At 41.8% G+C, this 24673-nt stretch carries 21 protein-coding genes; 2 read left to right on the plus strand and 19 right to left on the minus strand.

Translation table 11 applies throughout. The features are described from left to right. From N4597_RS05585 to N4597_RS05600, 4 genes are all read right to left on the minus strand, one after another. Complete coding sequence (locus tag N4597_RS05585; protein ID WP_050612239.1) at positions 1 to 456, minus strand: DUF441 domain-containing protein; 456 nt, start codon at positions 454 to 456, stop codon at positions 1 to 3. Positions 457 to 509: 53 nt separating this feature from the next. Next, complete coding sequence (locus N4597_RS05590) at positions 510 to 746, minus strand: hypothetical protein (RefSeq protein WP_056976609.1); 237 nt, start codon at positions 744 to 746, stop codon at positions 510 to 512. 113 nt (positions 747 to 859) lie between these two features. Then, positions 860 to 2518 (minus strand): formate--tetrahydrofolate ligase, encoded by a 1659-nt coding sequence (locus N4597_RS05595; protein ID WP_260902798.1) that lies wholly within the window; start codon positions 2516 to 2518, stop codon positions 860 to 862. A 114-nt stretch (positions 2519 to 2632) separates the two neighbouring features. Beyond that, positions 2633 to 3007, minus strand: a complete 375-nt coding sequence (locus N4597_RS05600) for an EbsA family protein (RefSeq protein ID WP_260902799.1) — start codon at positions 3005 to 3007, stop codon at positions 2633 to 2635. A 101-nt stretch (positions 3008 to 3108) separates the two neighbouring features. On the opposite strand from N4597_RS05600, the gene N4597_RS05605 reads away from it, so the two are divergent. Then, complete coding sequence (locus N4597_RS05605) at positions 3109 to 3495, plus strand: ribonuclease HI family protein (RefSeq protein ID WP_260902800.1); 387 nt, start codon at positions 3109 to 3111, stop codon at positions 3493 to 3495. Between the two features lie 34 nt (positions 3496 to 3529). Here N4597_RS05605 and pepT read toward each other — a convergent pair whose 3' ends face one another. The 10 genes from pepT to N4597_RS05655 all read right to left on the minus strand — a co-directional run bounded on the left by pepT (position 3530) and on the right by N4597_RS05655 (position 19210). Then, positions 3530 to 4771 (minus strand): peptidase T, encoded by a 1242-nt coding sequence (gene pepT / locus N4597_RS05610; RefSeq protein WP_089144715.1) that lies wholly within the window; start codon positions 4769 to 4771, stop codon positions 3530 to 3532. Between the two features lie 12 nt (positions 4772 to 4783). Then, positions 4784 to 5566, minus strand: a complete 783-nt coding sequence (locus N4597_RS05615; protein ID WP_260902801.1) for a Nif3-like dinuclear metal center hexameric protein — start codon at positions 5564 to 5566, stop codon at positions 4784 to 4786. After that, entirely contained in the window at positions 5553 to 6257 is a 705-nt protein-coding gene (locus N4597_RS05620; protein WP_260902802.1) for a tRNA (adenine(22)-N(1))-methyltransferase, read from the minus strand. The genes N4597_RS05615 and N4597_RS05620 overlap by 14 nt, the downstream gene beginning before the upstream one ends. Positions 6258 to 6327: 70 nt before the next feature. Beyond that, positions 6328 to 7401 carry an RNA polymerase sigma factor RpoD gene (rpoD, locus tag N4597_RS05625; RefSeq protein WP_235804502.1) on the minus strand — a complete coding sequence of 358 codons (1074 nt, stop codon included), beginning with the start codon at positions 7399 to 7401 and terminating at the stop codon, positions 6328 to 6330. Between the two features lie 79 nt (positions 7402 to 7480). Further along, positions 7481 to 9310 (minus strand): DNA primase, encoded by a 1830-nt coding sequence (dnaG, locus tag N4597_RS05630; RefSeq protein WP_172585202.1) that lies wholly within the window; start codon positions 9308 to 9310, stop codon positions 7481 to 7483. Between the two features lie 170 nt (positions 9311 to 9480). After that, positions 9481 to 11559, minus strand: a complete 2079-nt coding sequence (gene glyS, locus N4597_RS05635; protein WP_260902805.1) for a glycine--tRNA ligase subunit beta — start codon at positions 11557 to 11559, stop codon at positions 9481 to 9483. Between the two features lies 1 nt (position 11560). Then, entirely contained in the window at positions 11561 to 12478 is a 918-nt protein-coding gene (glyQ, locus tag N4597_RS05640; protein WP_050612249.1) for a glycine--tRNA ligase subunit alpha, read from the minus strand. Positions 12479 to 12951: 473 nt separating this feature from the next. Further along, positions 12952 to 14712, minus strand: coding sequence for a pyruvate kinase (pyk, locus tag N4597_RS05645; RefSeq protein WP_050612250.1), 1761 nt, complete (start codon positions 14710 to 14712; stop codon positions 12952 to 12954). Positions 14713 to 14810: 98 nt separating this feature from the next. After that, positions 14811 to 15776 (minus strand): 6-phosphofructokinase, encoded by a 966-nt coding sequence (gene pfkA / locus N4597_RS05650; protein WP_056976598.1) that lies wholly within the window; start codon positions 15774 to 15776, stop codon positions 14811 to 14813. Between the two features lie 128 nt (positions 15777 to 15904). Then, on the minus strand, positions 15905 to 19210 hold the full coding sequence (locus N4597_RS05655; protein ID WP_260902811.1) for a DNA polymerase III subunit alpha: 3306 nt from the start codon (positions 19208 to 19210) through the stop codon (positions 15905 to 15907). Positions 19211 to 19339: 129 nt separating this feature from the next. On the opposite strand from N4597_RS05655, the gene N4597_RS05660 reads away from it, so the two are divergent. Then, positions 19340 to 19522, plus strand: a complete 183-nt coding sequence (locus N4597_RS05660; protein WP_050612253.1) for a YjzD family protein — start codon at positions 19340 to 19342, stop codon at positions 19520 to 19522. A gap of 242 nt (positions 19523 to 19764) precedes the next feature. Here the strand turns inward: N4597_RS05660 and N4597_RS05665 are convergent, their stop codons facing one another. The 5 genes from N4597_RS05665 to N4597_RS05685 form a co-directional block, all read right to left on the minus strand. Continuing rightward, positions 19765 to 19941, minus strand: coding sequence for a hypothetical protein (locus tag N4597_RS05665; protein WP_260902812.1), 177 nt, complete (start codon positions 19939 to 19941; stop codon positions 19765 to 19767). Between the two features lie 108 nt (positions 19942 to 20049). After that, complete coding sequence (locus N4597_RS05670) at positions 20050 to 20640, minus strand: NUDIX hydrolase N-terminal domain-containing protein (RefSeq protein WP_260905232.1); 591 nt, start codon at positions 20638 to 20640, stop codon at positions 20050 to 20052. A gap of 40 nt (positions 20641 to 20680) precedes the next feature. Continuing rightward, entirely contained in the window at positions 20681 to 21445 is a 765-nt protein-coding gene (locus tag N4597_RS05675) for a DeoR/GlpR family DNA-binding transcription regulator (protein WP_050612265.1), read from the minus strand. A gap of 74 nt (positions 21446 to 21519) precedes the next feature. Then, positions 21520 to 22188: a fructose-6-phosphate aldolase gene (locus tag N4597_RS05680; protein WP_260902815.1), complete on the minus strand. Its 669-nt coding sequence runs from the start codon at positions 22186 to 22188 to the stop codon at positions 21520 to 21522. A gap of 23 nt (positions 22189 to 22211) precedes the next feature. After that, positions 22212 to 24668, minus strand: a complete 2457-nt coding sequence (locus tag N4597_RS05685) for a glycyl radical protein (RefSeq protein ID WP_260902817.1) — start codon at positions 24666 to 24668, stop codon at positions 22212 to 22214. Positions 24669 to 24673 lie beyond the last annotated feature (5 nt).

Below are 24673 nucleotides of genomic sequence, written 5' to 3' on the forward strand. Positions count from 1 at the left end.
TTAAAAATTCAAATTAAAGGCACTGATAATACAATAGGTAATCCCAGCGGCAATCACCGGTCCAGCAGCGACCCCTTTTAAGAAGACTACCCCCATAATAGTTCCGAGCACCAAGGCAACGGTAACCTGCGGTGAGCTCGCTAACAGGTTGACCCCGTTACGCGATAAGACAGCGACCAGCACCCCGCATAAAACCGCAATCCAACCAGCTGGGCTTCTAAAGGCGGCTAGCAAGTCCTTAAACCCAATCTCACCCGTAGCAATTGGCACCAAGACGGCGATTGTAATAATGATAACCCCCCAGTTAATTCCCTTAGCGTGGATAAAATCAAAGAGCTTATCGGCAAAAGGTAAAAGTTTCACCAACATCACAAAGCCAGTTGCAATCATAAGGGACATATTTTTACCTAGGTACGCTATCAACATAATTAAAGCTAAAAAGAGCCAAGTTTGCACTATTCACACCTCACCTAATTTTTTCCAATTATTTAATTGTACTCTATTTTAGACTAGTCCACAACGTATAAGTGATGGCTGGTGAGGCGATACATTGCATCGCCATTGTATTTTTCAATGCTCCGTTTTGTAACTAAGCCATTTTCGGTTACTAAAACGATCCGGTTAGTAAAAACAGGCTTAGTTTCTAGAGGCTGCCCGTCAGCATAACGATAGCCTTGGGCTGCTAATTGATTAAGCACCCGTTCATAGGCGCGTTGGCTTCTGATTAAATAAGCTGCATTTTGCAAAAATCTCACTTCCTTCAAGAATATTTTACCAAATTTCAAGCTAAACCAAAAAAATAAGCCCAGACTTCTTACAGACTAAGAAGTTTGGACTTATTTTTAGCTTAAGCAGCTACTTAGTAAAGACCTGAAATAGTGCCATCATCGTCCAAATCCATCCCATCGGCAGCTGGCACCTTAGGCAGGCCAGGCATTGTCATTACATTTCCAGTTAAAGCCACCACAAATTGTGACCCTAGCTTAGGGACAAATTCACGCACATGAATCGTAAAACCTTGTGGTGCCCCCAACAACTTAGCGTTATCAGAAAGCGAATATTGGGTCTTAGCCATACATACAGGTAACTTATCCCAACCGTACTTGGCAAATTCTTTTAGTTGCCGCTTAGCCTTAGGGCCATATTCAACCTTGGCGCCACCGTAAATATTTTTAACGATTTTATCAATCTTAACGGTTAATTCATCATCACTAGCATAAAGGGGACTAAATTCGTGTTTCTCTTCCACCCGGGCTAACACTTCAGTAGCTAATTCGACTGCACCCTTGCCACCTTCGGCCCAAACGTTTGCAATAATTGCCTTCACGCCATCTGCTTGGCAAAGTTCTTGAATCTTAGCCAACTCTGCATCCGTATCGGCAGTAAAGCGGTTAATAGCCACGACTACCGGCACGTTATAAGATTGCATGTTCTTAATGTGTTTTTGTAAGTTCTTATACCCTTCAGCCACAGCTGTCACGTTTTCTTGATCTAAGTCGGTCTTCAAGACGCCCCCGTTCATCTTCAATGCCCGGGCAGTAGCCACAATCACGATGGTATCTGGTGTCTTACCTAAAACCGGTGTTTTAATATCGAGGAATTTTTCTGCCCCTAAATCAGCTCCAAAGCCTGCTTCAGTAATTGTATAATCGGCCAATTTCAAAGCGGTTTGCGTAGCTAAGACACTGTTACAGCCGTGGGCAATATTTGCAAATGGGCCCCCGTGAACGATTGCAGGTGTGTGGGCCAAAGTTTGCACTAAGTTGGGCTTAATTGCATCCTTCAAGAGCAAGGCAAGGGCACCGGTCACCCCTAAATCGTTGACGGTCACTGGTTCCTTGTCGTAAGTGTAGCCCACTACAATTTGGCCTAAACGTTTCTTTAAATCGGCGATATCCTTAGCTAAGCAAAGTACCGCCATCATTTCAGAAGCAACCGTGATATCAAAACCGTCCTCACGTGGTACTCCTTGCGTCAGGCCACCAAGCCCAACCACAACGTGGCGCAAAGCCCGGTCATTGATATCTAAGACCCGCTTCCAAATAACCCGACGAGGGTCTAAATTGAGTTTATTTCCTTGATAGATATGATTATCAATTAAGGCAGCTAAAGTGTTATTAGCGGCTGTTAAAGCATGCATATCCCCTGTAAAGTGGAGGTTGATGTCTTCCATCGGTACCACCTGTGAGTAACCACCACCAGTGGCACCACCCTTCATCCCCATCACTGGACCTAATGAAGGTTCACGTAAAGCAATCATTACTTTCTTATCTAGAAGGTTTAAGGCATCACCCAACCCAACTGTTACGGTTGATTTTCCTTCCCCGGCTGGAGTAGGGTTAATGGCTGTTACTAAAATCAGTTTACCCTTGGTTTGGGGACGAGCTGCTAGAGGTAACTTAATCTTAGCTTTGTAGTTACCATATTGTTCAATCTCATCTTCACTTAGCCCCGCTCTTTTTGCCACCTTAACAATTGGTTCCATCTCACTTTGTTGTGCAATTTCAATATCTTTCACGGAAAAATCCCTCCCTGTTAAGTTAAGCCTAGTATAACCTTAATTTTCGTTTTTGTCAGTATTAATTCGCTAAATATTTTAAAAAACCGTTTTTACAAGCCTTAAAAGCGAACTTTATAATAATGAATTGAGTTTTTGATAGAAAAGTTCCCTCCTTGCTAGCGGCATCAACACTTGGTAAGTCCGAAACTTGGTCTTTATTTCCAAACCATTTTTAAACTTACGCACCCCTACAATCTCTTGGTAGGCTAGCTTTTTATTGTTAAAGGGAACTACCGCCCGTAAAACTAGCCCATCTTCTTTAAAAAACATCTGCCGTCTAAAAACTTGCAGAAAAGTAGTTAAAAAGAAGAGGCCAAATAAGAGTGCCGACCAAATTTGAAAGTAAGTAAACTCTAACCAGGTAATGATTGCACTCAGCAAAATAATTAGTGTGTAAGACCAACTTGTTATGCTGGTTGTCCACTCAGGTTGATAAAAAAATTTCACTACTACTGCACCTCACTTGCCCATTTATTATAACATAAGCCCCCTTAAATTTTGGCTTAGCCTAAGTTATAATTAGCTTAAGAAAATCTTCGGAGGCCTTTATGATTAAACTTTATACTGATGCAGCTAGTAAAAACAACCTAAGTAGTGCCGGAATCTTACTGGTGCATGATAAAAAACAAATTCAGCTAAGCCACCCCCTGACTGCCAGTGATAATCACCAAGCAGAATTTCAGGCGGCAATCGCTGGTTTTAAACAAGCACTAAGTCAGTTTGCCAATGAGGAAACCGTCTTTTTTTACAGTGATAGCCAGCTCGTAATCGACAGTCTTAATAAAAATTACAGTAAGCATTATCAAGAATTGTTAGCAGAGTTAAACAGTTTGATTGACTCCTTCAAGCTAGTCGTTTGGCAGTGGGTCCCTGAAAAAGACAATAAAGGCGCTCACCAACTGGCTTTACAAGGCCTTAAAAAATTGACCAAGTAAAAAGCAGGACCAACCCGCCCTGCTTTTTTAGTATTTACTTAGCTGCTAGCTTAGCAATTTCAATGATTAAATCGACGGCCTTTTCCATAACTTGAACTGAAACATACTCGTAACGTCCGTGCATGTTTTCGCCCCCAGCAAATAGGTTAGGGGTTGGCAAGCCCATAAAGGAAATCTTGGAGCCATCAGTCCCACCCCGAACCGGGAAGATTAGTGGCTTAATATCTAGATTTTCCATTGCTTCTTTAGCTAAATCTACCACCGTCATATCTTTTTCAATTACTTCGCGCATATTGTAGTATTGGTCCTTAACTTCTGCCTTTACCCGTTTTTGGCCTAGTTCTTGGTTCATTTCGGCCACGATTTCGTTAAGCAATGCCTTCTTAGCTTCGAACTTTTGCCGGTCGTGATCACGGATAATGTAGGTTAACTTGGCCTCTTCCACGTTTCCTTCAACACTTAGTAACAAGAAGAAACCTTCCCGACCAGCAGTTAATTCAGGTACTTGATCTTGCGGCAAGCGACTTTGGAAGTCCATTGCTAACAGACTAGCGTTAACCATTACGCCCTTAGCCGTACCAGGGTGAACATTTTTACCCGTAAAGCTAATCTCTGCTTGGGCAGCGTTAAAGGTTTCATATTCTAGTTCACCTAAAGGACCACCATCAACTGTGTAAGCTAAATCAGCATCGAAGTCAGCCACGTCAAAGTGGTCAGCACCGGTCCCAATTTCTTCATCCGGTCCGATTCCTAATTGTAAGGTGCCATGCTTAATTTCTGGATGCTTGAGCAAGTAAGCAAAGGCAGTAATGATTTCGGCTACTCCCGCCTTATCATCGGCCCCTAATAAAGTCGTCCCGTCAGTTGTAATTAGGGTGTGGCCTTGATAGTTCTTTAAGTTTGGAAATTCAGCTGGATCCAAAACATATTCCCCAGCTTCATCTAACTTAATCACGCTTTGACCATCATAATTATCTACAATTTGGGGGTTAACATTTTTAGCGTTGAAGTCAGCAGTATCCATATGGGAAATAAAACCCACTTTCTTAGCACTCTTACCTGCTTCTAAGTTACTTGGTAAAGTTGCTAACACGTAGCCGTTAGTTGGGTGGATGCGGACGTTACTTAATCCAAGTTCCTTAAGTTCTGCCGCTAACTGCTTGGCAAATTCAACCTGACTTTCAGTAGATGGAATTGTGGTTGAGTTTTCATCCGAACGAGTTTCAACCTTAACATACTTTAAAAAGCGGTCGGTTAATCCTGGATAATTAGACACAAAAATCACTCCTTAACAAAAGATAAATGGATCTGTATTTAGTTTAGACTCAATTACAGGTAAATTCCAGCCTTTTTGCCTAATAATTTGTTCAAAGAGCGATTTTATATGTGGTTTGCAGATACTTTCAACATGGTGCCCCACATCAAAGACATTCAACCCAGCCGCTAAGACGTCATGGCCCGTATGGTAAGAAATATCTCCGGTCACATAGGCCTCGGCTCCTTGAGCTAGGGCTGCTTCGCAAAAGCTTCCACCAGCTCCACCTAAAACTGCTACCCGTTTAACCTTAGCATTTAAATCGGCGCTAATCACCCGTAATCCCTGTAGCTTAAAGACTTGCTTACAGTAAGCCGCAAAGTCTGCTACCGTCATTTCAGTGGCTAGATTTCCAATCCGGCCCAAGCCATCTTCTCTTAAAGGCTTAACCGCCTGTAAGTCTAAAGCCATTGCTAGCCAATCATTCATTCCACCCGCGGTGCAATCTAAGTTAGTATGCGCTGCGTAGACGGTAATATTATGCTTAAGTATCTCTGCGTACATTTGATTTTGAGGCTGAGCCAAATCAAAGGGTTGAATTGGCCGAAAAACGGCCGGATGGTGGGCGAAGATGAAATCACAACCATTAGCAATTGCTTCGGCAACCGTTTCTGGTCGAACATCTAGGGTGACCATCATTTTTGTAACCTCTTGTTCAAGAAAACCCAGTTGTAAGCCAACCGGATCTTTAGGCATTGCCAATTCCTTAGGCGCAAAGCGTTCAAATTCAGTCACCAATTCTTTAACTAATACCATTTAAAACACCTTCAATTTCCTTAATTGTTGCTAAGATTTGAGCCTTTTTGGCAAGCGGCACCACCTTAGCTTGTTCTAAGTGAGTCAAAATCTCTTCTTGCTTAAGAATCTCTTGGCGCCACTTAGAAATGAAGACAGGATTTTTTGCCTGCATTAAAAGTGGGCCAAACATTAACGCCTGTTCATTTAAGTGAGCCTCAGCAGGTGCATAGTCGGCCACGATTAACTCATAGGTGTGACCATCTTCTGCTAAAATTTCTTCAGCCACAATGGCATACCCTGCCTGCATTAACCATTTTCGCACTTCTTTTTCACCTACGTTAGGTTGTAAGATTAAACGTGGGTGGTTAGCTAGCTTAGCTTTACCTTTTTCAAGAATTGAAGCAATTAAAGGTCCGCCCATCCCACAAATGGTAATAGTGTCAACTTGGTCGGTTAGTTCGATAGCAGCTAAACCATCTGCTAGGCGGGCCTCCACCTTACCAACCAAACCCTCTTTTTTAATTTCATGTTGGGCATTTTCAAACGGCCCTTTCACCACTTCACCAGCGATTCCAAACTTAATTTGCTTATTTAAAGCCAGGTAAGCAGGTAAATAAGCGTGGTCTGAGCCGATATCTGCTAAGACCGCCCCTGTTTTAACATATTTTGCCGCAGTTAATAAGCGGTTAGATAACTTTCTTGCGTCCATAAAAACCTCTCACTTGATACAAACTTACTAAAAAAGCGGGTCACCGAAGCTGATAACCCGCCTAGTATTTTTACTCTAAAAAGTCCTTTAATTGCTTAGAACGTGATGGATGCCGTAACTTTCTTAAAGCCTTAGCTTCAATCTGGCGAATTCGTTCACGCGTAACCCCAAAGACCTTACCAACTTCTTCAAGAGTCCGGGTCCGACCACCATCATCCAACCCAAAGCGGAGACGTAAGACGTTTTCTTCCCGGTCGGTTAAAGTATCCAAGACACTTTCTAATTGTTCTTTTAACAACTCATAAGCAGCATGTTCAGCTGGACTAGTCGCATCTTGATCTTCGATAAAATCACCTAAGTGGGAATCGTCTTCTTCACCAATTGGTGTTTCCAACGAAACGGGTTCTTGCGCAATTTTAAGAATCTCACGAACTTTTTCAGTCGGCATATCCATTTCTGCCCCAATTTCTTCAGGCGTTGGTTCCCGACCTAAGTCTTGTAGCATTTGGCGTTGAATCCTAATTAACTTGTTAATTGTTTCTACCATGTGAACTGGAATCCGGATTGTCCGTGCTTGATCAGCAATCGCACGGGTAATTGCTTGTCTAATCCACCAAGTAGCATAAGTTGAGAATTTAAACCCTTTCCGGTAGTCAAACTTCTCGACCGCCTTCATCAAGCCCATGTTTCCTTCTTGAATTAAATCAAGAAATGACATGCCCCGGCCTACATAGCGTTTAGCAATCGAAACTACTAACCGCAAGTTGGCTTCAGCCAAGCGTTGCTTAGCTTCCTCATCGCCTTCTTCAATTCGTAAGGCTAATTGAACCTCTTCATCAGCGGTTAACAAGTTAACCCGCCCAATTTCTTTTAAGTACATCCGAACTGGGTCATTAATCTTAACAGTTGAAGCAGTTTCTTCCTCTTCTTTTTCGGCATCCTCTTTAGCTTCCTTAGCCTCTTTGTCAGCAGCCATCAAACTAGCTTCACTTGGATTACCATTTTCGTCTACAACAGAAATACCGGCATCCTCAATCCGGCCAATCAATTTATCCATTTGGTCAGCATCAAGACCGAATGGCTTAACTAATTGATTGGTCAATTCTGTATAAGAAATCTCCTTTTTAGGCTTATAGGCCCGAATTACTTCCCGGAGTCGTTTGTTGTATGCAACTTCATCAAAATTATTGTTCTTCTTCTCTTCTGCCAAAGTGAAGGCCTCCTTAATGTAATGCTTGTTTAACTTGTGCTATTTGCTGTTTTAGCTTAATCTTTTCAACCAATAGCCGTTGGGCTTCCTCTGTGTTCCCTAAAGACATTGCCCGCTCAAACTCCTGGTCGTTTTGGTCTAATTTAGCCAACAGCGGCGCTAATTTAGTAATAATGATGATACAGTCATCAATCTCTTCAGGCTGAGCCTGGGGTGGAAACTCGGTCATTTCCAAGGAAACCACTAACTGTCTTATCGGCTCTTCCTTAATAAAATCCAAAAATTCAGCACTATTATAGTCTTCATGTTGGGCAAAGTAAGCTTGCGCAACCAAGTAACCTCGTTGATAAATTTCGGTAAAAAAATGAAACTGTGCGTCGGCCATTAACCTCAAAAAGACCCCTTGCTCATGTAAGAGTCGATAAAGTAGTAGTCTTTGAGCCGTGATTACTTGCGAAACCTTTGCTTGTTTTTCAACCGGTGGTACAACCGCACTCGTCTTTAAATCAGTCAGTGGTTTAGTTTGTACCTTTAGCTTGGTCTGTAAATCCCGCAACTGCGCTTCTAAGTTAAGTTTTTCAAGCTTGAACCGTTTACTCAAACGATTTAAGTACAAGTCCTGTTGAATTTTGTCCTTTAAAGGTGCTAGTACCTCTAAGACTTGTCTTAAGTAAAGCAACTGGTCGTTTTCGGTCGCTAAATTCTTTCCCCGCTCAAAATATTGTAGGTAAAAGTCTAGCGCCCCCACCTGATTAGCAGCTACCGCCTGCGCAAATTTCTCTTCACCGTATTTCTTTACGTATTCATCAGGATCCAAGTTTTCCGGTAAATTAATAACACTTAAATTAAAACTTCCCTGGCTTTCAAATAATTCCAAGGCCCGCTTGGTTGCCAGCTGCCCTGGGTCATCACCATCATAACAGATACAAACCTGATTAGTTAGGCGCTTTAACTGGTAAACTTGTTCATCAGTTAGGCTTGTCCCCATCGAAGCAACCCCATTTTTTACCCCCGACCGGTAAGCTGCCAAAACATCCATAAACCCTTCAAAGAGGATAACACGTTGTTTTAAGCGAATTTCACCCTTGGCTTTGTCGAAGTTAAAAAGCACCTTGCTTTTATTGAAAATTGCTGTTTCCGGCGAATTAAGGTACTTGGGCGCTTGTGGGTTAGCATGTAGCAAGCGGCCCGAAAAAGCCACTACCTGCCCGGCTTGATTGTTAATGGGAAACATAATCCGATCTACAAACCGTTCGTGCAAACTCCCGTCTTGCCATTCTAAAAACAGCCCTGACTTCCGTACCAACTGATAATCGCTAGCCTCTTCTTTTTTAAATAACTCCTCTAACAACGGTTGTTCAGGCGCAAATCCAATCCGAAACTCCTTAATCAACTCTAAACTTAGCCCGCGGTCTTGCAGGTAAGCAAAAGCCTCTTGGCCCAGCTTAGTATTGATTAAGACATGGTGGTATAAATCTGCTGCCCGGTTATACAGTTGATACAACTTTTGCCTAGGGGAGTTTTTTTCAGCGGCCGTTTGACCTACATCGGTTGCAATTTCGATTCCCGCTATCTGGGCAACTTGCTTAACCGCTTCAGGAAAGGTAACCCCGTTTAGTTCCATTAAAAACTTGAAGACATTTCCCCCCCGGTGACAGGAAAAACAGGTAAAAATTTGCTTTTCCTCGTTAACCGAAAATGAGGGCGTCTTCTCGGGATGGAAGGGACATAAGCCAAACCAGTTCTTACCAGACTTATGCATTTGAACCGATTGACCAACCACATCTAAGATATTGACTGACGTTCTCACCCGGTCAATAACTTCCGCGGGAATTAAACTCAACTGTGAATCCCCCCTCAAATGAACTTAACAGACACAAATGCCTGCTACACCCATTTTGAATAATCATAATCTATTTTAGCTTAATTTCACCTTATTAGCAAGCATTTAACTTAGACAAAAAAATGGTGTTAATCCGCGGGATTAACACCATCACTAATAAGCTATTTTTACTACTTAACGTTAAGTTTATCTAGTTGACCGAAGATTGTAGTTAGGTCAGCTAATTGACTTAGTTGTAATAAGCGGTTGTTCTTAATTGCTTCGTCATTAGCCATTACCATCGTTTGGTCAAAGTAAGTGGAAATTGGTTGCCGTAACTTACGTAAGAGTTCATAATCCGCAGCTACATCAGCAGAGAATTGCTCCTTAACTTGGGCTACCGCTGCTTGTAAGGCAACTTCCGACTCATTTTCAAACAAGCTAGCATCTACCTTGGCATCAGCTGCGAAGTCAGGAGCCTTCTTAGCCAAGCGAACTACCCGAGTTAAGGCTTCGATTGTTTCCTTAAAGTCAGCATCTGCCCGGTGCTTCGTTAAAACAGCCGCAGCCTTTTGACTCGTTACAAAGCTATTAGCCTTAACAGCAACTACTGTGTCTAATGTGTCGTGGCTGTATTTGTCTGCAGCTAAAACTTGGTGCAAGCGATCTAAGATAAAGCTTTCCATTTCAGCTTGACTGTCAGTTGGGACAATTTTTTCAAACAAACTAGCATCAGCCTTATAAGCAGCCTTGATTGCTTGACTTAAATCTGTTACCGCTAGATTCCAGTTTTGATCCAAAGCAATCCGAACAATTCCTAAAGCTTGCCGTCTTAAGGCGTAAGGATCATTGGAACCAGATGGAATCATCCCCGCAGCAAAGAAAGCATAGATACTGTCTAACTTATCGGCAATTGAAAGCAAGGCCCCAACCGGACTGGCTGGCAATTTACCTTCGGCGCTAGTTGGCATATACTCTTCACTCATAGCCTTGGCAACAGTTTCTTTTTCGCCTTGCATGCGGGCATAGATTTCCCCCATAATTCCTTGCAATTCAGAAAATTCACCGACCATTCCGGTTACCAAGTCAAACTTGTAAATCATTGCTGCCCGTTTCAAGTCGGCTAATTGTTCTTCGGTAAAGCCTAGCTTTTGCCCCAGGTTAGCAGCCAAAAGTTGAACCCGTTGCATCTTTTGGTAAATCGTCCCAATCTTATCGTGAAACATGACCGTCTTCAAACGTTCAACGTATTGAGCGATTGTTTGCTTTTGGTCTTCTTGGTAGAAGAACTTAGCATCTTCTAGCCGGGCAGTTAAAACTTTTTCATTCCCTGCCACGACATTTTCAAGGTAAGCTTTATTCCCGTTTCTAACAGCAATAAAGAATGGTAACAATTTACCAGCTTGATTTCTAACGTAGAAGTAGCGTTGGTTGTCCTTCATTGAGGTAATCAATACCACGTCAGGTACTTCTAGATATTTGTCAGCGAATTTACCTGCAAAAACAGTTGGATATTCCACCAAGTTATTAACTTCTTCTAGTAAATCTTCATCAACATCGACTACCCAGTCATTTTCCTTAGCTAAAGTAGCAATTTGGTTGCGAATCATATCCTTACGTTCAGCTGCATCAGCAATAACCATCTCTTTAGCCAACGCTTCAGGATAGTCATCAGCGCTAGCAAAGCTAACCGGCTTGCCTAAGAAGCGGTGCCCTTGGCTAAGACGGTCAGTTTTCACATCCAAGATTGCGAATGGAACAACCTCTTGGTCCAACAAAGCCACTAACCACTTAATTGGCCGAACGTATTCAAAATCATTGCTACCCCAACGCATCATAGTTGGGAACTTAAGTGACATTGCTACTTCTTTAAGCTTAGGCAAAATCTCAGCGGCTTGCTTACCTGCAATGAACTTTTCAACGTGAACATATTCAACCCCTTTGATTTCCTTGAAGAAGATATCATCAGTTGTCATTCCTTGCCCCCGAACAAATCCTTGGGCGGCCTTAGTCCAGTTGCCATCAGCATCTAAAGCAATCTTTTTAGCAGGGCCCTTTGCTTCTTCCTTAATATCTGCTTGCTTATCTGCTAAACCTAAAACTTTAACGGCTAATCGTCTTGGCGTTGAGTAAGCCTTAACTGCTTCAAACTCCAACCGTTCTTCCTTCAAGAAATTCTTAACCTTAGTTACTAACTGTTCTACACTAGGAGTCACTACGTGGGCAGGAATCTCTTCTAAACCAATTTCTAAAAGAAAAGTATGTGCCATCTTACTTGTCCTCCTTCAAAAGTTCTTGGCGTAATTTTTCATCCTTAATCAATGGATAACCTAACTTCTTACGTTCAGCCACAAACACTTTAGCCACTGCCTTAGCCATGTTTCTAATCCGGGCTAAATAGCCAGCCCGTTCAGTAACGGAAACAGCCCCCCGTGCATCTAATAAGTTAAAGGTATGGCTACACTTCAAAATGTAATCATATGCCGGGTGAACTAGACCGTTAGCGATTTGCTTTTTAGCTTCTGTTTCGTAAACATCAAATGCCTTAAAGAGCATTTCTTGGTTACTTTCTTCAAAAGCATATTTAGAGTGTTCGTATTCAGGTTCTTTGAAGATATCACCATATTTAACCCCATCAGCCCATTCCAGGTCAAAGACGGAATTGACGTCTTGAATGTAAGATGATAGCCGCTCTAACCCGTAGGTAACTTCAGCGGCAACTGGCTTAACTTCTAGCCCCCCAACTTGTTGGAAATAAGTGAACTGGGTAATTTCCATCCCGTCTAACCAAATTTCCCAACCAACACCGGCACAACCCATTGATGGGTTTTCCCAGTTATCTTCCACAAAACGGATATCATGTTCTTCTGGAACAATCCCTAAGGCCCGCAAACTATCAAGATATAATTCTTGGATATTGCTTGGGGATGGCTTCATGATTACTTGGAATTGGTGGTGTTGGAACAAACGGTTAGGGTTGTCACCGTAACGGCCATCGGCAGGACGGCGAGATGGTTCAACGTAAGCCACGTTCCAAGGTTCTGGTCCCACTGCCCGTAAAAATGTATAAGGGCTCATTGTGCCGGCACCTTTTTCTGTATCGTATGCCTGCATTAACATGCAACCTTGCTTAGCCCAAAATTGTTGCAAGGTCAAAATAATATCTTGCATTGCTAATTTCTTCGTCATGCAAAAAACTCCTTTGTCTTTATTCGGAAAAAACCTCTTAGCATCACAAAAAGTCGTCCCCATGTGACGCCAATAATGGTCACATAGGGACGACTTTTCCAAATCGCGGTTCCACCCTACTTCTAGTTTTGCCTAGCAACTTCATTACGTAAAGCTCCAAAAGCGCCAACTACCTTTTAAAAGTACCTGCTTTCACCACCCCAGGCTCGCTTACCTTTTTGAAAGATAGCCCTCTTTCATCAACGCTTCATTTATTAAACAAAGATAGGATAATCGTTTTTTGATCAGCTGTCAAGTAGGTAAAGGTTTTCAAACAATGGATTTTTTCTTTTTTATTATCCTATCCCTTTAGCACTCCGCCTTTCAATATGCTTATCGCCGTACCTTTCTTACTCAAATTACGACAAAAAAGCCCTCCACCATAAGCGGAGGGCTTAACCTAACTATTGTTAGTCTTTCCTAATACCTGGGAATTAAAGTGCGTTAGATGCACCGTGGTAAACAATCCCACGACGTGAGTCAACTGTGATAACTTCACCGTCAGCTACTAATTCAGTTGCGTTAGCGGCACCAACAACAACAGGGATACCCATTGAGATACCAACAACAGCAGCGTGTGATGTTAAACCACCGTTTTCAACAACTAAAGCAGCTGATTTTTCGATAGCTGGTAAGTAGTCCTTATCAGTTGTCTTCACAACTAAAACGCCACCTTCTTCAGCCTTTTCAACAGCTTCCTTAGCAGATGTAGCAACAACAGCCTTACCAATAACTGTTTCGTCACCAACACCTTGACCTTCAACTAACTTAGAACCAATCAATTGGATCTTCATAACGTTAGTTGTACCCTTTTCACCAACTGGTACACCAGCAGTGATTAAGATTAAGTCACCTTCCTTAGCAAAGCCAGCCTTCTTAGCTTCTTCAGTTGCTAAGGCAAACATTTCATCAGTTGAAGCAGGAGCTTCAGCCATCACAGGGTAAACACCCCAGTTGATAGCTAAACCGCGACGAGTACGGTCATCAAATGTTACAGCTAAGATATCAGCATCTGGACGGTACTTAGAAATCATACGAGCTGTGTGACCAGACTTAGTAGCAGCAACGATAACCTTGATGTTCAAGTTGTTAGCTGCTTCAGCAACGGCACGACCGATAGCTTCAGTAACATCAGTCTTGTCGAAACGGTTTAATGAGAATTCACGGTGTTGACGTAAAGCATTTTCAGCCTTAACATCAATCCGAGCCATAGTTGCAACAGCTTCTACAGGGTAGTCACCGTTTGCAGATTCACCAGATAACATAGTTGCATCTGTACCGTCAAACACAGCGTTAGCAACGTCAGAAGCTTCGGCACGTGTAGGACGTGGGTTTTCTTGCATTGAGTCAAGCATTTGAGTAGCAGTGATAACTGGCTTACCAAGTGCGTTACACTTCTTGATTAAGCTCTTTTGTACCAAAGGCACGTTTTCTGCTGGGATTTCAACCCCCATGTCACCACGGGCAATCATCAAACCATCAGAAACCTTGATGATTTCATCAAAGTTGTCGATACCTTCTTGTGATTCAATCTTAGGGAAGATTTGCACGTGTTCCATGTGCTTTTCTTCTAAAAGTTCACGAATATCTAAAACGTCTTGTGGCTTACGAACGAAAGAAGCAGCGATGAAGTTGATTTCGTTGTCTAAACCGAAACGAATGTCATCTGAGTCTTTTTCAGTAATACCAGGCAAGTTGATAGAAACGCCAGGAGCGTTAACACCTTTACGTGAACCAAGTGTACCTTCATTCAAGACTTTACATACTAATTCCTTAGTAGCTTCATCTTTCTTTTCGATTTGCATGTCAATCAAACCATCATCGAATAATACGTGGCCACCTTCGTGAACATCATCGTATAAACCTGGGTAAGTAACAGCAATCTTTTCCTTTGTACCTTCAATAGAAGCATCCATTGAAATCCGCACTTCGTCACCAATGTTGAAGTGAAGCTTACCTTCTTTTTGAACAGTTGTCCGAATTTCGGCACCCTTAGTATCAAGCATGATACCTACCATCTTACCAGTAACTTTTTCAGCTTGACGAACTAAGTTCATCCGGCCAAGGTGTTCTTCATGGTCACCGTGTGAGAAGTTGAAGCGGAATACGTTAGCACCTGCTTCAATCAATTTAACGATTGTGTCTAAGTCCGAACTAGCTGGTCCAAGTGTACTTACAATCTTGGTCTTTTTCATGAGTAAAGTCTCTCCTTTAAAAATAGTACATGTAAAACTGACGTTTATGTCTGTTATTACCAGTGATAAATAATAATTACGCTTTTAACAAGCAATGTTTAGAAACGAATCCGATCGTTTAAATCGGCCAAGGAAACATCTGTCTTGTGCTTGTGGTTTTCCAAGGTATCAATGATATCCTTAGCAACAAGTTGGTTATCGCGGATACCAACTGCTAAACCACCCTTGCCTTCAAGTAATAATTGAACGGCATAATCACCAAAACGACTTGCTAAGACACGGTCCTTAGCAGTTGGCATGCCCCCACGTTGTACGTGAGCCAATGTAACTGCCCGGCTGTCAAAGTCACCGTATTGGTCAATTTGGTCTTTTAATTCTTGTGCTGACATTACACCTTCAGCAACAACAACGATACCATAGTCCTTGCCGCGCTTCTTGTTGTCAGTCAACTTAGCTGCGATTTCTTTGGCATCAAATTCACGTTCAGGAATAACGATTGCATCTGCGCCTGCAGAAATTCCTGACCATAAAGCGATATCGCCGGCGCCACGACCCATTACTTCTACAACAAAAATCCGTTGGTGTGAACGGGCTGTATCAATAATCCGGTCCAAGGCTTCGGTTGCAACCCCAACCGCAGTATCAAAACCAATTGTAAAGTCAGTTCCTGGAATATCGTTATCAATAGTCCCTGGAACCCCAATTGAGTTGAAGCCATGTTTAGTAAGCTTCATGGCACCATGGTAAGAACCATCGCCCCCGATAACTACTAAAGCATCAATTCCAAGCTTCTTCAATTGTTCAATTGCTTTTAACTGAGTTTCTTCTTCAGCAAATTCTGGGAAACGTGCTGAACGAAGAATAGTACCCCCACGGTTGATAATGCCGTCTAAATCATTTAAAGAGTCCATTTTGAAGACATCGCCTTCAACTAAACCCTTATAACCATAGTTTACACCGTATGCTTCAAGGCCTGCATGCATTGCAGAACGGGCGATTGCACGAACAGCTGCGTTCATACCTTGTGAATCGCCACCACTTGTCAAAATACCAATGCGTTTCATTTCTTCACCTCAAGTAAAAATTCTGTAGTACTACTTTCTCCACAAGTTATCTTACCACTTTTGCTTAAGCTTGTCTTGTAAAAAAAGAAATTTCTCAGATTATTTACAAATTGTTTTCATACTCTTTTTCATTTTTTCAAAACTACATTTTCTTGACCTAATAAATTGATAAGCTCGGCCTCTAACCTAGCATCCGTGCTTAGCCAGTAACGCTCATGTAAAAGGCGTTTAGTCCCTGCGCTTTCATAATAAATAATCACCGGTGTTTCGCCGTGATTAGCTTGGAGCGTACTGGTTAATTTTAACTTGGCTAAGGCATTATTTTCCGGCGTCAGCCTTAGATACCAGCAAGTTTTTTTCATTAAATCTGCAAACTTAATTTGCTTAACTATAAACGATAGTCCGTTATGTTCTTGCACTTCCCCACTAACTAAAAGTGACTGGCCTTTCTTTAAACGTAAGCCGTAGCGTCTAAATTCGGTGGGAAAAAGGGTCAAGTCTACTTCGCCACTTTCGTCGCTCCCGGTCAAGAAGGCCATTTCTTCATTATTTTTGGTTCTAATTACCTTTATTTTCCGGATGTAAACTAATAGGCGTGCTTTCATGTTTACTTGTAAATCGCCAACGGCTGTTACCGGATAAAAGGTTTTTATCCAACTATATTTTTGAAGTAGGTGCCCCGAGATAACTAGCCCCAAATACTCACTTTCTTTATCTAGTTGTTCTTCTAGGCTAAAGGGCTCTACTGGACGGTCGACCGTTTCTAGTAAGGATTGCAATACTGGACTATCGGTCAGCTCAATGGTCTTTAACTGACTTTCTAGGTTAGTCAGTAATTGCTTACGATTAGGCTCAAACTCGTCAAAGGCTCCCACATAGATTAGTGGTTCAATCAAAGCCGCTTGCCGGTATTTTTCAGGAATTCTTTCTAAGAAATCTTGAAATCCCTTGTAATTACCAGCTTGTCGTCTTTCCAACAGGATGGCGTCACAAAAATCCCGGCGAATTTTTTTAATACTTGCTAACCCAAAGTAAATTTGGCCTTGGCGCAAGGTAAAACCTTTTTGACTCAAATTAATATTTGGTCCCTTAACATTAACTTGGTATTTCTTAGCTTCTATCACATACTCTCTTATTTTCGGACTAGCTAGTAGTGAATTGAATAAGGCCGTGTAAAAAGCAGCTGGGTAGTGCGCCTTAATGTAAGCCAGCTGAAAGGCAAACTTAGAGTAAGCAACAGCGTGCGACCTGTTAAAACCGTAGTTAGCAAACCGTTCAATGTAATCGTAAACCTGCTTAGCTACGGAAACCTCATAGCCTAACTTTTTAGCACCTTTGATAAACTGGTCTTTCAACTCTAAAATTAGGTGATCATTCTTGCTACTAATTGCTCGGCGCAAAATATCGGCTTCTCCTAGAGTAAAGCCTGCCATTGTCGAAGCTACTTGCATAACCTGTTCTTGGTAAACAATGATTCCGTAAGTCAGGCCCAAGATTGACTTCAAATTATCGTTAGGATAAGTAACCTGCTTGAGACCATGCTTTCTAGCAATAAACTCGTCAATATTAGCTAACGGACCCGGACGGTACAAAGCATTAACTGCGGCAATATCTTCAAAAGAAGTAGGTCTTAGTTTCCGTAACACATTGCGAATTCCACTCGATTCAAATTGAAAAACTCCGGCCGTATCACCACGAGCAAATAATTGTAAGGTCAGCTCATCATTTAAATCAATCTGCCTAACGTCAAGCTCCGTTTGATATCCCCGCTTAACTAAGCTTAAAGCCTGTTCCAATAGACTAAGGTTGCGCAACCCAAGTAAGTCAATTTTCAAAAGTCCAACCGCTTCTACCTGCTTTTTAGCATACTGACTAAGCCAAATTCCATCATTCCCCATGTGCAACGGAACAGTTTCAACTAAGTCTGTATCGCTTAAAATTATTCCCGCAGCGTGTTTGGAGTAATGCCTTGGTAGCCCCTCTAAACTTAACGCTAGCCGAAACAACAATTTATTTTTCGGGCTATCATTCACTAAGTTACGCAAACTTTGAGACTGTTCATAAGCCTCTTTTAAGCTAATTTTAAAGACCCGCGGAATCGCTTGGCTCCATTTTTCTAACTCAAAGCTATTAAGTTCTAACACCCGGCCAACATCCCGGAGCGCCTGCCGCGCCCCAAACGTATCGAAGGTAATAATTTGTGCCAGGTGGTTTTGACCATACTGTTTTTTTAAATGGCTGATAACTTCATCCCGGCGATTATCCGGCAAATCGATATCAATATCTGGCATTTGCGCCCGCTTCTCATTTAAAAAGCGCTCAAATAGCAACTGGTACTTTAACGGGTCAACATCCGTAATTCCTAAACTGTATGCCACCAATGAACCAGCTGCTGATCCCCGCCCAGGATCTAGCATAATTTTTTGACTCCGAGCAAAGTTGGTAATATCGGCCACAATCAAAAAGTAATCGTCAAACCCCATCTTATTAATAACAGCCAACTCAGATTCCAGCCGGTCAAAGTAAGGTTTAGTTTCATTAACAGTCGCTTTTCTAAGCTTAACGTCCAATCCCTCTACACACAGCTTACGTAAGTAACTTTCCGAATCTAAGCCACTTGGCGTCTTAAAATGGGGCAATTTTGTTTTAGTAAATTCTAGCTGCAAATCAACTTGCTGGCAAAGCTCAGCAACATTAGCATAAGCTTCTGTAAGCCCTGCTTGCTCATACTCTGCTTCAACCTGGGTAGGACTCTTCAAGTAATGTTTACCCCTTTGCTTGCCTTGTAAATCTGCTTCTTTTAAGGTACGCCCGCTCTTTAGTGCTGCCAAGACTTCCTGTTGTAAAATATCTTTAGGTTCAAGGTATTCAACTCGCAAACTTGCCACTAATTTGCAGTCTAGCTGTTCGGCCAATTTGATAAGCGTTTGCTTGCTAAATTCATCAAAATTGGCTTCAATTCCAAAGTACAAATTAGACGCCACTCGTGCCTTTAAAGCTGTAAGCCAGGTTAAATTAGCAGCAGGATTGCTAGCGATAAGATAAGTCAAGTTTGGGGGCAGGATTACTATCAAATCACTTAAATTAGCATCAACTTGCTCTAAAGTTAGACTGACTCCTTCAGGTTTAGCTAACTTCAAGGAAGATAGCTTCATCAAATTTTGATAGCCAGCTGCATTCTTAGCAAGCAACACAATATCACTGGTTATTAAATCACTTTGACTACTGGTAAGCTGAAGTGTTATCCCCACCAACGGTTTAATATTTGCCCGTAGACACGCTTGATAAAAAGTCAATGCCCCATACATTACGTTGTAGTCGGTCAATGCTAGCGCCTGATAACCTAATTTTTTAGCCGCTTGAACATAATCTTCAATTCTCAAACCAGATTGCAACAAACTATAAGAACTAATTACCTGTAAGGGTGAAAACATTCTCTCACCTTCCTTTGCCCTTTACTCATTTAACTACTAAGGTTATTATAACAAATTTCTCGTAAAAATTTTCTTATGCTTTTTTAGGACAAATGTGTTAAACTACTTATATATTGTGAGGTGCTCATGATGGGAAAACAATTAACAATTTTATTTTGGGGATTCATCTACGGTGAAGTCTTAGGCTACATCGTTTCCGCTTTAAGTGGCTACACCTTTGACGCTAAGCTTTCCGGCTTAATTCCAATGATTGGCGGTTTTATCGTTATTAACTGCTTATCTTACTTCGTCAAAGATTCCCAAGAAAAATAGAACTTATTTAAGGTGCTAACTTCTGAAAGCTAAGTTGGCGCCTTTTTCAATTGAATTTTAAAATGAAGCAGATAGGTATGATTTTAAACTTCCTAGACATAATACGTGCGCAAAAGTGAAACTCACGGAACTAATACTGTAGACAGAAATGTTTCAAAGCTAATATAACAAAAGGTATATAAACTGACACTTGAAAATATAGTTCCTAGCAATTTTTTGTTGTAGTTGTTTTCCCAACCTTTTTATTTTAGATAATTCTCTTTTACATAGTCGTCAAATTCTTTTAACCTTCGACGCAACTCAGGGTCGTTCTTCTCCCTCTCTGCAATCTTTTTTCTTAATTGCTTCTCCTCCTTAGGAGACAGGCAATCTGTATCGTCAATATCCATCCACGTTGGTCTTTGTTTATTTTCAAACATAATTGAAAATCACCTCCTAGCCCATGAAAACTCGCTAAACTTTTCGCTACCTCAAATTACATCAAAAAATAATCCAGCTACTCATTTTAAAGTAGCTGGATATTACACCTAATCAAAAACAGGCTCCCAGTTAGGATCGCAGTAAGCTTGAAAACACATTTTAACTTGCTCTTCATTATTTTTGGCCAGGGCAAGTTGGGGTAAGTTATTTTCGGCAAAGTAGGCGTAACCGGTAGTTTCAATATTTTTGCTAAAACTACCACTCCTTGCCTGGCAGAGGACAAAGACTTTGCAAACGCCGTACGCATATTTAGGGGGATTATGCTTATTTCGATCGTGAAGGGCAATAATCCGCTCTACGCTAGCATCTAGACCTGTCTCCTCCTTGATTTCCTTGAGCGTATTTTCTTTAAGGGACAGATTTACTTCTACCCACCCACCTGGAAGTGACCAGCTACCGTCGTTTTCATGAACCAGTAGTATTTTATCATCCTTAAAGATGGCTGCCCGGGTGTCTAACTTGGGTGTTTGGTAACCACTGTCGCTACAAAACAAGCCTGTCACTTGTTCCAAAGAAAGACCACTCTTTTGGGCCATCATCTCCGCAGCAATTTCACGCAGGCGCTGGTAACGTGCGCGGTCATAAATATCTTTACCATAAGTCAGACCCGCTTGGGCAATACTTTGTAATTCGATAATCCAGTCTAATAATTAGTCTGCAGCCATTCCCCACTTCTTACTAATCTTTAACATACTTCACTTTTAAATCGGGTTTAAAGTAAGCACGGTACTGAGCTGATAAAGGCTCATCCGTGATCAAAACGTCAATATCCTTAAGATCAGCAGATTTATACGGAGAAGAATTTTGGGCCTCAAATTTATATTTTTGGGCGACAAGGACCACCTTCTTAGAGCGCGCGATGACCTTTTTTATAATAGTTGCATCGTAAGCATCGACAATCGTAATCCCATCGGCCTGAATCTTTGACGTCCCCAAGAAAGCAGCGTCAAAAGTATAATTATCTAATTTAGCTAACGTTTCTAGCGAATAGGTGTAACGGTTCCCTTTATCAATTTTACCTCCCAATAATTCAACTGCAGGTAATTCGTGCAGAGTTAACCTAATGGCATTATCAATCGAATTGGTGACCACGGTAGTATTAACCTGCCCTAAAAGTTCACACATTTGCATTAACGTAGTCGAAGCCCCAATAAAATATAGACCGCCTGGATGGACTTCTTGACTGGCAAGCTTAGCCATTTTGGCCTTAATTGGAGACTGGATGTGGGTTCTAGTGACGAAGCCTGGTACATTGTTAAGCTTAGCTTCCATTAGGCCACCATGAATTCGTACTGCTTGACCAGTCGAAGTCAGCTTTAAGACATCCCGGCGCGCAGTATCAAAAGCAATCCCAAAGTGGTGGGCTAACTGTCTAGTTGTCAGTTGGTGTTTTTTAGCTAAAAGCTGTTTTATTTCTTCTAGGCGTTGGGTCTGTGAGTACAAAAAAATCCCCCCTCACTAATAATTTTAACACAAAGAGGAATAACTCATAGCAAGTACAAGTTATTCCTCATTAATTAAATCCTATTTCTGCCTTGAGTTGCTTGCCAATCATTAGCAAAGTCAGCTACGGCCTTGGCAATAGCCGGATTTGCAAAACCAGCTTCATAAATAGCTGGACTTGCGGTAACAGCTTGTGCTCCGTGGGCTAAAGCGCTCGTTACTTGGCCAACATTCTTAAAACTAGCAGCTAAAATCTTAGCTTGGCTGTGCTTTCTTTCAATCGCTAAGGCTAACTGATCAATAACCTCTAAGGGATTAGTGTTGAGATTTTCCATCCGGTTGTAGTAAGGAGCTAGATAATCCGCTCCCGCCTCTAGTGCAAGCAGGCCTTGTAAGCTAGTATAGATGGCTGTCGCCGTAATTTGGAACCCTTCTTGCTTAAGCTGCTTGATGGCTTTTAAGCCTTCGGTTGTCACCGGTACCTTAATGTAGAGGTTACCACCCAACTGTTCTTTTAACTTATGAGCATCCGCAATTATTCCCTCGCAATCGGAAGCAACCACTTGAACATGGATACTTGGAGTGGGACCAATAATTTGTCGAACCGTTTTAACCTGAGCAAAAAAGTCAATTGCCCCTTCCTTTTTAACAATCGTTGGGTTAGAAGTAATTCCTGCCAGGGGCAAGATTTGCGCCCATTTCTTAATTTCAGCAATGTTTAGTGAGTCAATCATAAATTCCATTAGTTTTTCCACCTTTATTTAAATTAGACTGCTTGTTCAGTCCGCGCAATAATATCATCTTGAGTCGCCTTAGATAAAACATTGAAGAAGGCCGAATACCCTGCCACTCTGACAATTAAATCCCGGTGTTTTTCCGGATGTTTTTGAGCATCAATCAGCGTTTCCCTAGACACAACGTTATATTGAATATGGTAGCCATGTAACCTGTTGAAGAAAGTCTTCAACAGCATAATCAATTTTTGTTTGTCTTCTGGCTTAGCCAGTGTTTGTGGGTTAACCTTTTGATTGAGTAATACCCCACCTACAATTTCTTCGGTTGGTAATTTAGACACAGACTTTAAAACTGAGGTTGGTCCTTGTTTATCCATGTTGTGGGCAGGCGAACACCCTTCAGCTAGTGGGGCTTTAGCGTGCCGTCCATCCGGTGTCGCCATTGCTCCGTAGCCTTGACCCACGTTTGCAGAAATTGAGGAAGTTCCAGAGTAACGAATCCCCCCAATTGGTCCCCGACCATAGCGCGTATTCGGATACTTGGCAATTTCGTCGACGTAAACGTCATAGCAAGCTCTCACTAATTGATCAGCGTAGTCATCGTCGTTACCATATTTAGGGGCATCATTGATTAACATTTGGCGAATTTCTTCCCCGCGTTTACCGGCAAAATCACTATCTAAAACCGCCCATAGTTCCTTAGGACTTATCCTATGTTCTTCAAAGACCAACTTCTTGATTGCAGCTAGAGAATCTGCTAGGTTGGCAATTCCCACTTGCAAACCAGAAATAAAATCATAGACGGCTCCGCCTGCCTTAATGTGCTTACCCCGTTTGATACAATCGTCCGTTAAAGCAGAACATAAAATGTCAGGCACTTCCCGCTCAGAAGTCAAATCAACCGCATTTTCAACGATAACACTCATCTTCGTTAGGTAGCGAACAGTTTTATCCCAGGCTTCTTTTAATTCGGCATAGGACTTCATCTTTGGGAAATAGCCATAGTCAGGAGCAAACCGCTCACCAGACGTCTTGTCAATTCCCCGATTCATTGCAATCAGTAAAATCCTTGGAAAGTTCATATAACTCATCCCGGTACACCGATAACCCCATTTACCAGGAACTGCCGTTTCAACACAACCAATGGCTGAGTAATCATACGCATCTGCTTCCTTTACCCCTTTCTTAATGAAGGAAGGAATGATGATTTCGTCGTTATTAAAGGCAGGCATCCCAAATCCCAGCTTCATGACTTCAATAGCCTCATTCATAAAGTCGGGGTTTAATTTAGCATGGTAACGGACAGTTAAGTTAGGCTGAGGTAAGTGCGCTTGTGCAACTGACTTTAAAACTAAAAACGATAATTGGTTAACTGCATCTTGCTTGTCCCTAGTTTGGCCACCAATTGTGACGTTTTGATAAAGAGGTGAGCCAGCCGAAGAAAAAGTATGGGCTTGGCTTCTAACCTTGTTAATAGTTAACGTCTTAATCCAAAGATTAGTGAGTCGTTCTACGACACTAGCTTCCGTTTCGATTCCCGCATCTAAATCCGCTTTCATATATGGGTACAAATACTGGTCTAAGCGTCCGTAAGACAGGGAGTGGCCGTTAGATTCAATTTGGAGAATACATTGAATAAACCACACCGCTTGTACTGCCTCCGCAAAGGTTTGCGCTGGGTAATAAGGCACCCGGTCGCAAGTCGCTGCAATTTGTAGTAACTCTTTTTGCCGCTGGTTTGAAGCCGTTTTCGCTTGGGACCGCGCTAACTTTGCAAATCGGTGAGCATAATCTTTAACCGCTTCAATCACAATTAAGATTGCGTCGTAGAAATGATACTTATCTAGGCTATCTGGTTTAGTTAAATCCAAGTTGGCCTTAGCCTTTTTGGTCTGTTCTTCAAAACCGACTAAACCCAGCTTTAATAACTTTTGGTAGTTAACTGCTAGGTGCGCATCCCCCGAGTTCATCTTACCTTCCATCCCAAAGAATCCGGTTTGCATGTAAACTTGTACCTCTTTGGGAAGCATTGTATCCGCATGTGCCCGCAAATTATTTTGCTCCCAAAACGGGGCAATTTTTTTAAGCTGTTGCTTGGTTTCTTCGGTAATATAAAAGACATCCCCATCGCGTTTTTCAAACTTGTCTAGTTCATCCAAAACAAATTCCAAAGTATACTCAGGAAAAATCGGCGCATCCTTGTCACCCGAAGCTTGGTTACCGACAATCAAAGTTTCATCGTCAATATATAGCGACATTTTGGCTAAAATATTTTTTAACATGTAAGCTCGTTTTAAAACCACCGGCTGTGCTTGGTACTTACGGTAAGCTTCGGTTGCAAGTAAAGCTCGTTGAGCATCAATATACGGTTTTTTATTAAGGACTTTATCGCGATAAGCATACATTCGTGGAGTTAAGTAGCCAAAATGCTTCTGAGAGTTTGTTTGAACATCGTTAGTATATTTTTGGGTTAAAAGTGCTGTTGCCATCGTTT

Source organism: Ligilactobacillus agilis, assembly GCF_025311475.1.
Classification (GTDB): domain Bacteria; phylum Bacillota; class Bacilli; order Lactobacillales; family Lactobacillaceae; genus Ligilactobacillus; species Ligilactobacillus agilis.